We start from the raw sequence: 15,421 nt of genomic DNA, 5'->3' as shown, positions 1-15,421 counted from the left end.
TTATTACAGGGTTTCTCATGAATTTGGACCGTCATTTATTTTGAACCTTTTTTTGATGAGCAAATAATCTTCTATATCTTGAAGCAATTGATACAATTTAGACCGTGTTTCAAATTCCTGTCTGTCTTTTGGCAGATGCATCTCCCGAAATTCCTGGCGTATTCTTTCAAGATCATCTAAAAATAATGCTGCGGTATTGCCTGGATGAACTGCTGCACCAAGACGCTCGAAGAACTCTCCTAATTTTTCTCCTTGAATATATGTTTTATCAATGGAAGATAGGATGGGAAGCATTCGCTGAATGATCTCAAATTGTTTTTCTCTCATTTTAAAATAGTGATAATACTGATTTTCATAACGTAAAAAATGATTTTCAACATCACGAAACGCATGACTTTTAGCATTGGAGATTAAATCTGCACATTCTGTAATTTCTTTCCCGTCCCATTCATGGTTGTTATGAGCGAGATAAAGATGAAATTCATGAAAAATTTTCTTATATCTAGTCTCCAGCTCTTTCTGCATGTTTAAAAGAGTCTTTTCCATCGAAGGCATGTATAAATTCATAATAAGACCCATTCCAATTCCAATGACTATAATACTTACTTCGTTTAGAACAATAGACCAGGAGATTTTCTGCAGTGTATACAAATGCAAAATGATTACTGAAGAAGTGATAATGCCTTCTTTCAGATTAAAGGCTACAGTTGTTGGTATAAATAAGATCAGCAGCAAAGTTAAAGCATAAAAATGATAGCCTATCAGAGTAAAAAAGCCAGCAGCGAACAAGATACCTAAAAGACAAGCCGCAAACCGCTCCCATGAACTGATCACGGAGCGTTTTTTCGTAATTTTAATACAAAGAATCGTTAATATACCGGCTGACGTGTAAAAATCGAGCTTTAGCCATTCTGCAATAGCAATTGCAAGACCTGCACCAACTGCTGTTTTTAAAGTCCGGTATCCAATCGTAAATTTCATGAATAGACGCCCTTTCATGCTACTTTCTTCATGTTTTCCCCTATTCCAATACTTTAATTACTTTTAAAAATAAAAGGCTGTCTTCTTAAGCATTGCTGCTTTTGAATGTGGTTAATTTCCGCTGCAGTGGCTCGCTTACCGCAGGGCGTGCGGTGAGCCCACTCCGTACTGCGTACATTGAGTGGTCTCACCTGTCCCGCTCGTCCTGCAGGACAAGGAAATCTTCGACAGCGATACATCGCACGAAAAAAATGTGATTTTTCATTTTCGAGGAGTCTCGCCCTTCCGCTCCAATTAACCATTCCATGAAGAACTTTTTAAAATCTCAGTAGCAACAATTTTTTAGAAATGAGCCAAATAAAAAAAGGACCTCGACAGAAGTCCTTTCGTCATTATAGCACTTTTTCTAAGAAAACTTGAGCTCTCTTTGTTTTCGGATTTTCAAAGAATATCGCCGGCTGTTCATCTTCTACCAATCTTCCGTCATCCATGAATAGAACACGGTCTGCTACTTCTTTGGCAAATCCCATTTCATGCGTAACGATAACCATCGTCATGCCGGTTTTCACAAGGTTCTTCATTACCTGCAGCACTTCTTTTACCATCTCAGGATCCAAAGCGGAAGTCGGTTCATCGAAGAGCATAATATCCGGGTTCATGGCTAAAGCTCGGGCAATAGCAACACGCTGTTTCTGCCCGCCTGACAGCTTTGATGGGTAAGCATTCGCTTTATCGGAAAGTCCAACAGCTTGAAGCAGTTCAAGTGAATATTTCTCAGCTTCTTTTTTGCTGGTTTTCAAAACTTGCTGAGGTGCAAAAGTGATATTTTCTAAAACAGTTAGATGAGGAAAGAGGTTAAAATGCTGAAATACCATTCCTATCTTTTTACGGAGATTATTTTCCAGCTGTCCTATCTCTTTTCCGTCAATTTTGATTGAACCGGCATTATGTGTTTCAAGCAGATTCAAACAGCGAAGGAAGGTTGATTTCCCAGATCCGGAAGGTCCGATTACAGCAATTACTTCACCTTTGCTGATCTTCGTAGTAATGCCTTTTAAAACTTCATTGTGTCCGAAGCTTTTTCTTAATCCATTAACATCAATCACTTTTGGCGAGCCTCCTCTCCATCATACGTCCTGATAAGGTTAACAGCATGACAAGCAGATAGTAGATCAATCCTGCAAGCAGCAATGGTTCAAAAAAGCGATAGTTGCTTGCTCCAACGATTTGAGCACGTCTCATAATATCGAGCGCTCCAATGACGGATACGATCGCAGATTCTTTAGTAAGTGTAATAAATTCATTCATAAGTGCAGGTAAAATATTTTTCATCGCCTGAGGCAGAATAATTTTCAGCATCATAGAACGGTATGGAACACCTAAAGCGATCGCCGCTTCTTTTTGTCCCTTATCAACAGCATTGATCCCTGCTCGAATGATTTCTGAGATATAAGCCGCAGAATTTAATGCAAATGTGAGTACACCTGCTGTAAAAGCGCCGATATCCATTCCTGTCAGCTGCGGGACTGCATAATAGATGATCAGCATTTGTAAAATTAAAGGCGTTCCTCTGAAGACTGATGTGTAGGCATCTGCAAACCACCGCAGTATAGTTACTTTTCCAATCTTAAATAAGGAAAGTACTGTTCCCCATAAGAAACCAAGTACTAATGAAACCGCCACAAACTGCAACGTAACCCATATTCCATACAATATATAAGGAATAGAAGGCACGAGCTGGGCAAAATCCAAGTTCATGCCTATCACTCTCTTTCTCTTCTATTTTTTTACTCCGAACCATTTTTCAACGAGTTTGTCCAAAGTACCGTCTTCTTTCATCTTCTTTAACTCTTTGTTAAATTCGCTAGTTAGTTCGCTATCTTTCGGGAATGCGATAGCTGAACCTGCTGCATCGGTATTTGGCAAAGCAAATGATGAAAGTTCTTTGTTTTTCTTTAAAAACTCATAAGCTACAGCATCTTCAATAATAGCTGCATCAACTCGGTTAGATTTCATTTCTTGCACCAATTCAGTTACTTTGTTTCGTTGTACTACTTCGAATTTATGTTCTTTTAATAGCTTGTCCGCTTCTTTTTCTTGAATGGAAGCTAATTGGACTCCAAGTGTTTTACCTTCAAGATCTTCAATAGACTTGATTGATTTGTCTTTTGTTACGATTAATTGCTGTGCTGCATAATATTCATCTGAAAAATCAACTGTTTTTTTACGCTCTTCATTAGGTGTCATTCCTGCAATGACAAAGTCTGCTTTTCCGCTGTCCAAAGCTGGAATAAGGCCGTTAAAGTCCATATCCTTAATCTCTATTTCATAACCTAACTCTTTTGCAATATGATTAGCTACATCAATATCAAACCCTACAACATCTCCGCCTTGAGCTGTATCAACAAATTCATATGGCGGATAATCTGCAGAAGTAGCCATGATCAATTTTTTTCCGGAAGAATCACTTCCTGTGTCAGATGAACTTTTTTCTTCTACTGCACCACATCCCGCCAGAATAGCGATGATTATGATAAAATAAATGCTTAAGAAATTGCGTTTCATTTTGCATATCCCCTTATACAATGTAGTTATATTTATTCGTTAAAATGAATATTAACACATAAATGTTCGAAACTAAGTATTTTAATAATTCTGAATGTATTTTTATTCAAGGGAGGTGGATTCACAATGGACTTCGGCGAAGTTGTTCCGGGGATCGATTATCGAAAAAGAGATTCCGTCTATGCTGTTATTCTGGATGCTGAGGGAGAGAAAGTCGCTATTATGGTACAGAATGGAAAAGGCTTTCTGCCAGGCGGTGGAATGGAAAAACCAGAAGAACATGAGTCATGTCTAATGAGAGAATGCATAGAAGAAACAGGTTTTAATATGTATATTGAACGCTACATCGGAAATGCAAAACAATATTTTCAGTCAAGAAATAATGAGCACATAATGAATAATGGGTATTTTTATGCAGGTAACTTCGGAGAATTTGTAAAACGACCAATAGAGGATGATCATGAACTTGTGTGGATGGAGCTCGGTGAAGCGAAACGAATGCTTTTTCATTCATCACACTTATGGGCTGTAGAGAAAACATTAAATCTCTGCGAACGCTTATAAATCCTCGGCTGCGCCTTGATTTATGAGCTCTAAATGCAAAAAAAAGCTGCCTCTTTTATAAGAGACAGCTTATCACCGTTTTTACGCTTCCTTTTTGCAATAATTTTCAAAAGCGCTTCTTAATTTATTTACGACTTCCATTGGTTCGTGTCCCTCAATCTCATGGCGTTCAACCATCATTTGAATCTCTCCATCTTTTAATAGAGCAAATGAAGGCGAAGAAGGAGGATACCCTGTAAAGTAAGAGCGGGCTTTTTCAGTTGCTTCTTTATCCTGACCAGCAAAAACTGTAACGAGATTGTCTGGACGAATATCTTGTTTTACTGAATATGAAGCCGCTGGACGTGCGATTCCTCCTGCACATCCGCAAACGGAGTTAACCATCACAAGTGTTGTACCTTTTTTACTAAATGCTTCTTCTACATCCTCCGGCTTAAAAAGCTGTGTATAGCCAGCTTCAGCCATTTCTTTACGAGCCGTTTCTACTACATCATTAAATAAATTGAATTGAAAGTTCATTTCGTCAGCTCCTTTCCTTCTTATTGTACTAAATAAGAGGAATATAAAAAAGAAAAATGCCGTAACATTTACGGCATTTTTCTTAGGGGGTTATGGGGTTTGGAGGTGTTGATGTTAAACTCTACCCCGTTTTAAACCTGCATAAACCACTTTTAAAAATTTTTTTAATAAATAGATGTGTTTTCTTTCGTCATGTTTTCAAGACGTTCTTTTACACGTGCCAAGAAACGGCCGCAAACAAGTCCGTCAAGTACACGGTGATCAAGTGACAAGCAAAGATTTACCATATCACGTACTGCAATCATCCCATTATTCATTACTACGGGACGCTTCACAATGGATTCAACGGAAAGAATTGCCGCCTGCGGGTAGTTAATGATAGGTGTTGACATAACAGACCCAAAAGAGCCTGTATTGTTTACTGTAAACGTGCCGCCTTTCATATCATCGCCTGAAAGTTTATTCGTTCTTACTTTTTCAGCAAGCTCTTTAACATCACGAGCAATTCCCTTGATCGACTTCTCATCTGCATTCTTGATTACTGGCACATAAAGTGCATCATCAGTAGCTACAGCGATTGAGATATTAATATCCTTCTTCTGGATGATCTTATCTCCAGCCCACATAGAATTCAATTGCGGGAATTCTTTTAACGATTCTACAACTGCTTTAATAAAGAATGGCAAGAAAGTAATGTTATAGCCTTCTTTGGATTTAAAATCACCTTTAACAGAATTACGGTATTCCACAAGATTTGTAACATCTACTTCAACCATCGTCCAAGCATGCGGTGCTTCGTGTTTTGAACGTACCATGTTTTGAGCGATCGCTTTACGGATACCTGTTACAGGAATTTCTACATCGCCTGGCATAGATTCAACAGTGATTGGTTTTAAGCCTGATGCAGTTTCTTTTGACTGAGCAATCGCTTCTTGTTTAATTTCAGAAACTGCTGGAGCAGATGCAGCTGCTGGTTTGTTTTCTGCAGTTGGAATCTGACCAGATTCGATAATCTGCTGCAGATCTTTTCTTGTAATTCTTCCGCTTTGTCCTGTTCCTTCAACTTGGCTCAAGTCAATTCCGTGCTCAGACGCCATTCTGACAACAGCTGGCGAGTAACGGCCTCTTGCAGCTGTATCTTTTTTAGGAGCTGCTGCTGCATTGCTCGCTGGAGCGGGCGCTGTATCAGCCGTTTTTTCCTCTTTTTTAGCAGGAGCAGGTTCAGCGGAACTGCTTCCTTCTTCTGTATCGATATAGCAGATCAGTTCACCTACAGAAAGAGTATCTCCTTCTCCAGCAACAAGTTCTTTAATTGTTCCGCTAAATGATGAAGGGACTTCTGCGTTTACTTTATCAGTCATCACTTCAGCTAGAGGATCATATTTCTTTACTGTATCACCAGGCTGTACGAGCCATTTACTGATTGTTCCTTCAGTTACACTTTCCCCGAGTTGAGGCATTGTGATTTGTTCTGTAGCCATTTAAGTTCCCTCCTTTTTGTTAAAATGCCGCAAGATCTCTCATAGCTTTTTCTACTTTGTCAGGATTCACCATAAAGTGTTTTTCCATAGTCGGTGCATATGGCATTGCTGGAACATCAGGACCAGCAAGACGCTGAATCGGTGCATCTAATTCAAACAAGCAGTTTTCAGCAATAATCGCTGCAACTTCACTCATGATGCTTCCTTCTTTGTTATCTTCTGTAACAAGAAGTACTTTCCCGGTCTTAGAAGCAGCTTCAATGATTGCTTCTTTATCCAATGGATACACAGTACGAAGATCCAGAATATGAGCAGAGATTCCGTCTTTTTCTAACTTTTCAGCAGCCTGTAATGCGAAATGAACACAAAGTCCATATGTAATTACCGTAATGTCATCACCTTCACGTTTAACATCTGCTTTTCCGATCTCCAACGTGTACTCTTCTTCTGGAACTTCCCCTTTAATTAAGCGGTATGCACGCTTATGTTCAAAGAATAAAACAGGGTCTTCATCGCGAATTGCTGCCTTTAATAGACCTTTTACGTCATAAGGTGTTGAAGGCATAACAATCTTTAAACCTGGAACATTAGCAAACAACGCTTCAACTGACTGAGAATGATAAAGAGCACCATGTACACCGCCGCCATAAGGAGCGCGAATCGTAATAGGACAAGACCAGTCATTATTTGAGCGATAACGGATTTTAGCAGCTTCCGAAACAATTTGGTTTACAGCTGGCATGATGAAATCAGCAAATTGCATCTCTGCAATCGGACGCATGCCATACATAGCTGCACCTATTCCTACGCCAGCGATTGCAGATTCTGCAAGTGGTGCATCAATTACTCTTTCCTCACCAAATTCTTCGATTAAACCAGTAGTTGCACGGAAAACTCCTCCGCGTACCCCAACATCTTCTCCTACAACGAAAACTTTTTTATCACGCTGCATCTCTTCGCGGATCGCTTGCGTTACAGCATCAATATATGAAATTACCGGCATCTCGTTTTCCCCCTTTACTCTGCGTAAACATGCAGAAGCGCACTTTCAGCATCAGCGTATTTTGCGTTCTCTGCGTATTCTGTAGCTTCATCCACTTCTTTTTGAATATCTTCAGTGATCTGTTGCTCTAACTCTTCCGTTAAAATTCCATTCTCTCTTAAGTATGCAGCAAACGTATGAATCGGATCTTTTGCTTTTGCTTCCTCTACTTCTTCACGTGTTCTGTATGCACGATCATCGTCATCAGAAGAGTGAGGTGTTAAACGATAAGCAACCGTTTCAATAAGTGTAGGACCTTCTCCACGTCTTCCGCGATCAGCTGCTTCTTTCACAGCTTCATAAACAGCCAATGGATCGTTACCGTCAACTGTTACACCCGGCATACCGTATCCAATCGCACGGTCAGAAACGTTTACACACGCCAATTGTTTTGAAATTGGAACTGAAATCGCATACTTATTGTTTTCGCACATAAAGATAACAGGCAGTTTATGAACAGAGGCAAAGTTTGCACCTTCATGAAAATCTCCTTGGTTGGAAGATCCCTCTCCAAACGTAGTAAACGTTACAATATCTTTACCTTCCATTCTTCCGCCTAATGCAATACCTACAGCGTGAGGAACTTGTGTAGTAACAGGAGATGAACCTGTCGCAATTCGAAGCTTTTTAGAGCCGAAGTGACCTGGCATCTGACGCCCGCCGCTGTTTGGGTCTTCCGCTTTTGCAAATCCGGAAAGCATAAGATCTTTTGCAGTCATTCCAAACTGCAATACAACACCCATATCACGATAGTAAGGCAAAACATAGTCTTTTTCGTTATCAAGCGCCATTGCAGCACCCACTTGTGCAGCTTCCTGGCCTTGGCATGAGATTACAAATGGAATTTTACCAGCGCGGTTTAATAACCACATGCGCTCATCAATCTTTCTTGCTAAAAGCATTGTTTTAAACATATGGATAACATCTTCATTCGTTAAACCTAATTGTTCATGACGTGTTTCTGCCATTGTTTTTACCTCCTTAAAAATGAATTGCTTTTCCTTCAACTGCTAATCCAGCTTCACCAAAAACTTCTGAAAGAGAAGGATGCGGATGGATGGTATGTGCAATCTCCCACGGTGTTGCATCAAGTACTTTCGCCAGCCCTGCTTCAGAGATCATATCTGTAACATGAGGACCAATCATATGTACCCCGAGAAGATCATCTGTATCTTTGTCTGCTACGATTTTTACAAAACCGTCACTTTCCCCGTATACTAGTGCTTTTCCAATTGCTTTAAATGGAAACTTTCCAATTTTTACATTAAAGCCCTGATCTTTAGCTTGTTTTTCTGTAAGACCTACACTAGCCATTTCTGGACTCGAGTAAATACACTTTGAGATATTGTCGTAATTAATCGGTTCCGGTTTTAAATTGCATAGGTGCTCTACAGCTGTTATTCCTTCGTGAGAAGCTACATGTGCCAATTGAAGGCCACCGATGACATCACCAATGGCATAAATATGACTTTCGGCAGTTTGGAAATACTCATTCGTCTGAATGTATCCGTTTTCAACTTTAATGGTGGTGTTCTCTAAGCCAATGCCTTCTGTATTCGCTTGACGCCCAACAGAAACAAGCATTTTTTCAGCTGAAAACTGTTTCGATTCCCCTTTATGTTCAGCAGAGATCATAACGCCATTTCCTTTTTCTAATGTTTCAGGAAGTACTTTTGCTGATGTAACAAGTTTAATGCCTTTTTTCTTTAACACACGAGCCGCTTCTTTAGAGATTTCTTCGTCCTCGGTAGGTACAATTCTATCTGCATATTCTAATACAGTTACTTCAACCCCGAGGTCATTAAGCATAGAAGCCCATTCTATACCAATTACTCCGCCTCCAACAATAATGATAGAAGCAGGCAGCGTTTCCATCTCAAGAGCCTCATCACTGGACATAACATAATTACCGTCAATCTCTAATCCAGGTAAAGAACGTGGTCTAGAACCTGTGGCAACGATTACATTATGCGGGATTAAAATTTCATTCTCTGTACCGTCATTAAATTCTACTGACACAGTTCCAGGCATTGGAGAAAAGATAGAAGGACCAAGAATGCGTCCTGTTCCCTCGTAAACTTCTATTTTACCTTTTTTCATAAGGCTTTGGACGCCCATATGAAGCTGATTGACAATCGATTGCTTTCGTTCTTGCATTTTTGAAAAATTAAGACCTAATCCTTCTATATCTACACCAAAGTCAGCAGCTTTTTTAGCTGTTTTGTAGACTTCAGCACTTCTCAACAAAGCTTTACTCGGTATACAGCCTCTATGCAGGCATGTTCCGCCAAGCTTTCCTTTTTCAACAACTGCAACCGTTTTACCTAATTGAGCAGCACGGATGGCGGCTACATAGCCGCCTGTTCCTCCGCCCATTATGACCAAATCAAAATCTTTTGACATCGCTCATATCTCCTTTTGCTGTTAAACCAGCGGCAATTCTGCAGGAGTCTTCCCTCCCGGATATTCCTTCGCCTTCTCTTCATTTCTTAAAACGCGAAGTCCACCTTCTGCTAACGCTTGAAGTTCATTCTCTCCAGGCTGAATGATACAATCTGAAATCCACTCAACACGATCTATTATTTTCTTAACAAATTCTTTGCCAAAAGCTAGCCCGCCAGTTAGAACGATCGCATCAACTTGTCCGTGAAGGACTGTACTCGCTGACCCGATTTCTTTAGCGACTTGGTAAGCCATTGCATCATATACAAGTGCTGCTCTTTCATCGCCGTTCTCAATTTTCTCTTCCACTGTTCTTGCATCATTTGTTCCCAAATAAGCAACAAGTCCGCCTTGTCCTACGAGCTTTTTCATTACTTCGTCCGCGTAATATTCTCCAGAGAAGCAAAGAGAGACTAAATCTCCGATTGGAACTGTACCTGCACGTTCAGGTGAAAAAGGCCCTTCTCCATGCAGGCCATTGTTTACATCAATTACCCGGCCGTCCTTATGAACCCCAACCGTAATTCCTCCGCCCATGTGAACAACAATGAGACGAAGTGATTCATAGGATTTATCAAGCATTTTTGATACTCTTCTTGCTACCGCTTTTTGATTTAATGCATGAAATATACTTTTTCGTTCGATATCAGGTACACCTGATATACGTGCAATCTCATCCATTTCATCAACTACAACAGGGTCTACGATAAATGAAGGAATATTTAATCCTTCTGCTATTTCATATGCAAGAATACCGCCTAAATTAGAAGCATGTTCACCTGCAAACCCCGTTTTTAAATCTTGCAGCATTGGTTCGTTTACGCTGTAAGTTCCACCTTCGATCGGTCTTAATAATCCCCCGCGGCCAACCACGCAGCTTAACTTTGAAATGTTTATTCCTTCATAATCCAATGCCTCTAGAATGGTTTCTTTTCTGAATGAATATTGATCAATGACAGAGTCAAATTGATTAATGGTATCTATATCATGCCTGATTGTTTTTTCAAAAACAGGCCGTTCGTTATCAAAAATACCTATCTTGGTAGAGGTTGAGCCCGGATTGATCACTAGTATGCGAAATTCTTTTTGATGCACGTTTCAAACCTCCATTAATACAAACTTTAGCGAGTTCGGCTTGACAGAATGTGTCGTTCATTTAATAAAAATTGACTTCTTGATTTTCTCATTCGCTCAATACGCTCTTCAGCAAGACGGTCAGCTGCAAGGTAAGTAGGAATATTATCACGCTTTGAAATTTCAATAACACTTGCAATATTGTCATAAATTGTTTCAACTTTCTTAAGTGCTCTCTCACGGTTGTAGCCATTAAGTTCGTCAGCAACATTTATTACTCCGCCAGCATTGATTACATAATCTGGAGCATAGACAATACCCATTTCATGGAGAGCATCACCATGTCTTGTTTCTTTTAGCTGGTTGTTTGCAGCACCTGCAATAACCTTCGCCTTAATTTTTGAAATCGTGTCATCATTAATAATCGCACCAAGTGCACATGGAGCAAAAATATCGCAGTCAACACTATAAATATCTTCGATGTCTACAGCCTTAGCACCGAAATCTTCAACAGCACGCTGAACAGCTTCTTTGTTGATATCTGTTACGATTAGTGAAGCTCCTTCTTCATGAAGGTGTTTACAAAGTGTATAAGCAACATGCCCTACACCTTGAACGGCAATCACTTTTCCTTCTAAAGAATCTGTTCCAAACGCTTCCATAGCTGCTGCTTTCATACCCCGGTAAACACCATAAGCTGTTACTGGAGAAGGATTTCCGCTTGAACCAAACGCTGGTGAAACGCCTGTGACAAATGGTGTTTCCTGATAGATTAAATCCATATCTTCAACCGTTGTACCAACATCTTCTGCTGTAATATAACGGCCGTTTAGACCTTGGATATAGCGTCCGAATGCACGGAACATTTCTTCGTTTTTATCTTTCTTAGGGTCTCCTATGATAACTGTTTTACCGCCGCCAAGGTTTAAACCAGCTGCAGCATTTTTGTAAGTCATTCCTCTTGCAAGTCTTAGTGCATCTTCAATTGCTGCCTCTTCAGAATCATATGTCCACATTCTTGTTCCGCCTAGAGCAGGACCTAATGTCGTGTCATGGATACAGATGATAGCTTTTAACCCAGATTGTTTATCTTGGCAGATCACCATTTGTTCGTAATCGTAAGTCTCCATATATTTGAAAATTTCCATTTTGTATTCCTCCTAAAGTTTCTTATCAGTGATGACAGATTTCACAGCCAAAGCAATTGAGAGGTATTTACTCTCAGAAGAATCAGCTCTTGATGTTAGAACAATTGGCGCTTTAGCACCGCAAATGACTGCTCCAACTTTTGCACGGGCAAAATAAATGAGTGACTTGTATAAAATGTTGCCCGTTTCAATGGTCGGAACAAGTAAAATATCTGCTTTTCCTGCTACATTTCCTGCGATTCCTTTAAGTGCTGCCGCTTCCATTGAGATGGCATTATCGAGAGCTAAAGGACCTTCCACAATTCCGCCAGTTATTTGGTTTCTTAAATTCATTACTGTAAGGCTGGCAGCATCCAGAGTTGCTTGCATGGCAGGGTTTACATTTTCTACTGCAGCTAAAACGGCAGCTTTAGGCTGATCAACACCTGTTTGCTGAACAAAGTCTATTGCATTTTGCAATATTTGACTCTTTTGGTTAAGGTCAGGATTTATATTCATTGCTGCATCTGTAACAAATATCAGTCTGTTATACCCCTCGATTTCAAACGCGGCTACGTGTGACAGGACATTACCTGTCCTTAAGCCAAATTCTTTATTTAATACAGCTTTTAAGAGTACAGAAGTTGAAACGAGTCCCTTCATCAGGATATCCGCTTTGCCATCGTGTACTGCTTTTACAGCCTCTATTGCGGCTGTCGCATATTTAGTTGGAACAATTTCAATTCCCGGTGTAGAATCGTTTGTATTCTTTTCTAGCCAGTCAGAAATTACTTCCGCATTTCCAAATAATATAAAATGAGCAATGCCCTCTTTATAAGCCCGTAAAACACTTTCCATAACTTCTTGATCGCCTGCTTCTGCTACTGCGATGACTGGTTTCACTTGCTGATTTTTGGCTTGGCTGACCAAGTCTTCCAAATGCATGTTATCCCCCCTTGTTAAACACAAATATAGATATGCAAGTTTCATGCCAAATTAATTCATAAAGATTGTTAATAATTAGCTAACTTTTTTGCAACACTTTGCAAGAAGTGCGCAATTTTTTGCATGAAATTATTTGCGTACCTTATCGTCTAATCCATATTTTTCAAGTTTATAATAAAAGTTACGCAATGAGATACCTAATGCTTTCGCAGTTTTCGTTTTATTGCCTTTATATCTGTTAATAGCATCTGTTAAAATGGTTTTTTCAAACTCGTCCATTTGTTCTGCTAAAGTGATCTCTTCCGTTAATTCGTTAAAAGAACCGCCCGATTCTGAATTCGGCTTATTATGATCAACTTGCTGAAGCAGAGAAATATGTTCTCGGTTAATTTTTGAATCTGTATGACTCATATGGATGATTGCCCGGCCCAATACATTTTCAAGTTCTCTAACATTTCCCGGCCAATGATATTTAAGCAGGAAATCTTCCGCGTCACTGCTTATAATTTCAATATTCCGGCCGTAGTCCTGATTCAGTTTTTGCAAAAGATGATTTGCCAGCATTACAATATCACTGTTCCTAGCTCTAAGTGGCGGAATATAAATTGGCATCCGGTTTAGACGGTAATACAAATCCTGCCTGAAAGTGCCATCCGCTATCATCTTTTCAAGGTTAACGTTTGTGGCTGCAATAACTCTCACATTTATGGGAATCGCTTTCGTGTCTCCCACCCGTCTAATTTCATTTTCTTGTAATACACGCAGCAGTTTAGCCTGTGTATTTTGTGAAAGCTCTCCAACTTCATCTAAAAATATACTTCCACCGTTAGCGTCCTCAAAAAGACCTCTTTTACCACCTCTTAAAGCACCTGAAAATGCGCCTTCTACATAACCGAAGAGTTCGCTTTCTAAGAGTGATTCAGAGAGTGCCGCACAATTAACCCTTATAAATTTATTGAACTTCCTGTCGCTCGCATTATGGATCGCATGAGCAAATAGTTCTTTTCCAGTACCTGACTCGCCGCGCAGAAGAACAGTTGCAGGCGTTGAAGCTGCAAGCTTAGCTTGATCAACCGCAAACCTCATCTCATCTGATTCACCAATAATGTCTTCAAAAGAATATTTAGCTTCAAGTGTCCGGATAATCTGCCTGGCCCGATTCAATTCCTCAGTTAAGCCTTTTATCTCAGAAACGTCATGAATTACACCAACGCTGCCTTTTAATAAACCATCAACGATAATCGGCGCGACATTAACGATTACATCTTTTCTTTTTGGACCAACTCGCAGCCTTGCTCCCCTGACTGGTTTCCTCGTTTTCAAAACCTGCATATGAATACTTTCACCCTCAGAAATATCTGTTGTTGCAGGCTTGCCTATTACCTGCTCTGCTGTGTAGCCAGTAAGTTTTGTGTAAGCAGGATTTATCATAATCCCTTTTCCTTCTTCATCCACAACAGATATAGCTTCCTCTGATGAATTGATAATTGAACTAAGCATAATTTGAATACTTTTTAAATTTGTAACTTCTTCTGCAAGGTCTACGATTTCAGTTATATCTTTAAAAACAGCAAATGCACCATGTTTCCGTCCAGACTGATCTAAGATCGGCGTTCTTGTGGTATAAATTTTTGTACCGTTAGCAAGAATCTGTTCTTGGTTTACTTCCTCAATTCCTGAATCCAAGACTCTTGGAAGCTGACTGTTTGGCATTACTTCCAGAATAGACCTGCCTAATGCTTCATCAGCAGATAGACCTGTCATTCTTTCGGCACTTTTATTAAAAATAGTGATGTTCAGCCTTTGATCAATAACAATCATACCGTCATGAGTATTATCTAGAATCGTTTTGAACTGCTGAAGATTAGCTTCGGCAGCCTTAGATTGTTTAATGTGATCTGCTAATTTATAAAATTGAGAATCTGAAATAATGTCTGATTCATGATAAACATCTTCCTGCAGCTGAATGGCTATTTTAATATTTGGAGGTGAATACACCACATAGTCTGGCTCAAGCTGAGGTGGAGATGAATATGAAAAAACCGGCACATCATCATGCTTTTTTTCCGCACCCATTTCAACAAAAACTCCGATTGGTTCAAAAAAAGATGAAGACCTTATTAAACGAAGAATCTTTTTTGTTTCTTCAGGAGCGGTCATTAATAATACAGTTTGCAACATTACCCCTCCATGTTCTATGTAAAATGGATGTGCAATATTTTTCACACATTTATCATATCGTAGCATGAAAGGGTTTGCAAACTGTAATTTCATCGACAATAAAATAAACTTTATGTACAATACATGTAGAGGAGTGAATACAATCATGAGCAGGTATGCAGCATTAGTAATTGTTTTAATTCCTGGTATTATGGCCGTAATGGGCATAAAATGGATGAGGGACACATTATTTGGAGTATTGCAATTTCCATTCCCATTCTTGTGGCTCCAGTTTATCGCAGGATTTATCAGCTTTTCCGCTGGACTTGCCTTTGTGGGAGGATTTATATTTTACCGTGATCGAAAAAGAAATAAAGTACAATTAAAGTATAAGAAAAAATAACCAGACCAATGAAAGAAATTGGCTGGTTATTTTAAGTTGAGCGAAGCGGCAGGGAGATTGAGCGTAACTAGATTATTTAGAGCGCCAATAAAGATTTCTGAGCGTAATTCAGGGATTT

Annotated in this window: 15 protein-coding genes; 2 read left to right on the top strand and 13 right to left on the bottom strand. The window is 39.6% G+C overall.

Features of this window, described 5'->3' with window-relative positions; genetic code table 11:
- Positions 1 to 15: 15 nt before the first annotated feature.
- The 4 genes from ACFW35_RS07740 to ACFW35_RS07725 form a co-directional block, all read right to left on the bottom strand.
- Positions 16 to 981, bottom strand: a complete 966-nt coding sequence (locus ACFW35_RS07740) for an aromatic acid exporter family protein (protein ID WP_379844870.1) — start codon at positions 979 to 981, stop codon at positions 16 to 18.
- 392 nt (positions 982 to 1,373) lie between these two features.
- Positions 1,374 to 2,087 (bottom strand): amino acid ABC transporter ATP-binding protein, encoded by a 714-nt coding sequence (locus tag ACFW35_RS07735; RefSeq protein ID WP_379844868.1) that lies wholly within the window; start codon positions 2,085 to 2,087, stop codon positions 1,374 to 1,376.
- The gene (locus ACFW35_RS07730; protein ID WP_379844867.1) at positions 2,080 to 2,739 is read right to left on the bottom strand and encodes an amino acid ABC transporter permease; all 660 of its coding nucleotides are present in this window, start codon (positions 2,737 to 2,739) and stop codon (positions 2,080 to 2,082) included. The genes ACFW35_RS07735 and ACFW35_RS07730 overlap by 8 nt, the downstream gene beginning before the upstream one ends.
- Positions 2,740 to 2,760: 21 nt before the next feature.
- Entirely contained in the window at positions 2,761 to 3,546 is a 786-nt protein-coding gene (locus ACFW35_RS07725) for a transporter substrate-binding domain-containing protein (protein ID WP_379844865.1), read from the bottom strand.
- Between the two features lie 126 nt (positions 3,547 to 3,672).
- Between ACFW35_RS07725 and ACFW35_RS07720 the strand changes: the two genes are divergently transcribed.
- Positions 3,673 to 4,110, top strand: coding sequence for an NUDIX domain-containing protein (locus ACFW35_RS07720; protein WP_379844864.1), 438 nt, complete (start codon positions 3,673 to 3,675; stop codon positions 4,108 to 4,110).
- An 81-nt stretch (positions 4,111 to 4,191) separates the two neighbouring features.
- Here the strand turns inward: ACFW35_RS07720 and ACFW35_RS07715 are convergent, their stop codons facing one another.
- From ACFW35_RS07715 to ACFW35_RS07675, 9 genes are all read right to left on the bottom strand, one after another.
- The gene (locus tag ACFW35_RS07715) at positions 4,192 to 4,629 is read right to left on the bottom strand and encodes a BrxA/BrxB family bacilliredoxin (RefSeq protein ID WP_379844862.1); all 438 of its coding nucleotides are present in this window, start codon (positions 4,627 to 4,629) and stop codon (positions 4,192 to 4,194) included.
- A 164-nt stretch (positions 4,630 to 4,793) separates the two neighbouring features.
- Positions 4,794 to 6,110, bottom strand: a complete 1,317-nt coding sequence (locus ACFW35_RS07710; RefSeq protein WP_379844861.1) for a dihydrolipoamide acetyltransferase family protein — start codon at positions 6,108 to 6,110, stop codon at positions 4,794 to 4,796.
- Between the two features lie 19 nt (positions 6,111 to 6,129).
- Entirely contained in the window at positions 6,130 to 7,113 is a 984-nt protein-coding gene (locus ACFW35_RS07705; protein WP_066290759.1) for an alpha-ketoacid dehydrogenase subunit beta, read from the bottom strand.
- Positions 7,114 to 7,127: 14 nt separating this feature from the next.
- Entirely contained in the window at positions 7,128 to 8,120 is a 993-nt protein-coding gene (locus ACFW35_RS07700) for a thiamine pyrophosphate-dependent dehydrogenase E1 component subunit alpha (RefSeq protein ID WP_379834637.1), read from the bottom strand.
- Between the two features lie 13 nt (positions 8,121 to 8,133).
- Positions 8,134 to 9,555: a dihydrolipoyl dehydrogenase gene (gene lpdA / locus ACFW35_RS07695; RefSeq protein ID WP_379844859.1), complete on the bottom strand. Its 1,422-nt coding sequence runs from the start codon at positions 9,553 to 9,555 to the stop codon at positions 8,134 to 8,136.
- 21 nt (positions 9,556 to 9,576) lie between these two features.
- Entirely contained in the window at positions 9,577 to 10,689 is a 1,113-nt protein-coding gene (gene buk, locus ACFW35_RS07690) for a butyrate kinase (RefSeq protein ID WP_379844858.1), read from the bottom strand.
- A 26-nt stretch (positions 10,690 to 10,715) separates the two neighbouring features.
- Entirely contained in the window at positions 10,716 to 11,816 is a 1,101-nt protein-coding gene (gene bcd / locus ACFW35_RS07685) for a branched-chain amino acid dehydrogenase (RefSeq protein WP_379844856.1), read from the bottom strand.
- 12 nt (positions 11,817 to 11,828) lie between these two features.
- Entirely contained in the window at positions 11,829 to 12,740 is a 912-nt protein-coding gene (yqiS, locus tag ACFW35_RS07680) for a phosphate butyryltransferase (RefSeq protein ID WP_379844855.1), read from the bottom strand.
- A 129-nt stretch (positions 12,741 to 12,869) separates the two neighbouring features.
- Complete coding sequence (locus ACFW35_RS07675; RefSeq protein WP_379844853.1) at positions 12,870 to 14,921, bottom strand: sigma 54-interacting transcriptional regulator; 2,052 nt, start codon at positions 14,919 to 14,921, stop codon at positions 12,870 to 12,872.
- 145 nt (positions 14,922 to 15,066) lie between these two features.
- Here ACFW35_RS07675 and ACFW35_RS07670 point away from each other — a divergent pair, with 145 nt between their 5' ends.
- The gene (locus ACFW35_RS07670) at positions 15,067 to 15,303 is read left to right on the top strand and encodes a DUF2627 domain-containing protein (RefSeq protein WP_379834646.1); all 237 of its coding nucleotides are present in this window, start codon (positions 15,067 to 15,069) and stop codon (positions 15,301 to 15,303) included.
- Positions 15,304 to 15,421: the final 118 nt, after the last annotated feature.

The organism is Fictibacillus sp. NPDC058756 (assembly GCF_042746035.1).
Lineage (GTDB): Bacteria > Bacillota > Bacilli > Bacillales > Fictibacillaceae > Fictibacillus.
The sequence above is the reverse complement of the archived record's forward strand: the minus strand, read 5'-3'. Positions and strand labels throughout refer to the sequence as shown.

What these genes read in the sequence shown, in the direction of transcription:
- ACFW35_RS07725 (WP_379844865.1), bottom strand. Translation starts at nt 3,546, where the DNA reads ATGAAACGCAATTTCTTAAGCATTTATTTTATCATAATCATCGCTATT.
- ACFW35_RS07720 (WP_379844864.1), top strand. Translation starts at nt 3,673, where the DNA reads ATGGACTTCGGCGAAGTTGTTCCGGGGATCGATTATCGAAAAAGAGAT.
- ACFW35_RS07730 (WP_379844867.1), bottom strand. Translation starts at nt 2,739, where the DNA reads ATGAACTTGGATTTTGCCCAGCTCGTGCCTTCTATTCCTTATATATTG.
- yqiS (WP_379844855.1), bottom strand. Translation starts at nt 12,740, where the DNA reads ATGCATTTGGAAGACTTGGTCAGCCAAGCCAAAAATCAGCAAGTGAAA.
- ACFW35_RS07700 (WP_379834637.1), bottom strand. Translation starts at nt 8,120, where the DNA reads ATGGCAGAAACACGTCATGAACAATTAGGTTTAACGAATGAAGATGTT.
- ACFW35_RS07710 (WP_379844861.1), bottom strand. Translation starts at nt 6,110, where the DNA reads ATGGCTACAGAACAAATCACAATGCCTCAACTCGGGGAAAGTGTAACT.
- ACFW35_RS07740 (WP_379844870.1), bottom strand. Translation starts at nt 981, where the DNA reads ATGAAATTTACGATTGGATACCGGACTTTAAAAACAGCAGTTGGTGCA.
- bcd (WP_379844856.1), bottom strand. Translation starts at nt 11,816, where the DNA reads ATGGAAATTTTCAAATATATGGAGACTTACGATTACGAACAAATGGTG.
- ACFW35_RS07705 (WP_066290759.1), bottom strand. Translation starts at nt 7,113, where the DNA reads ATGCCGGTAATTTCATATATTGATGCTGTAACGCAAGCGATCCGCGAA.
- ACFW35_RS07715 (WP_379844862.1), bottom strand. Translation starts at nt 4,629, where the DNA reads ATGAACTTTCAATTCAATTTATTTAATGATGTAGTAGAAACGGCTCGT.
- ACFW35_RS07675 (WP_379844853.1), bottom strand. Translation starts at nt 14,921, where the DNA reads ATGTTGCAAACTGTATTATTAATGACCGCTCCTGAAGAAACAAAAAAG.
- ACFW35_RS07670 (WP_379834646.1), top strand. Translation starts at nt 15,067, where the DNA reads ATGAGCAGGTATGCAGCATTAGTAATTGTTTTAATTCCTGGTATTATG.
- lpdA (WP_379844859.1), bottom strand. Translation starts at nt 9,555, where the DNA reads ATGTCAAAAGATTTTGATTTGGTCATAATGGGCGGAGGAACAGGCGGC.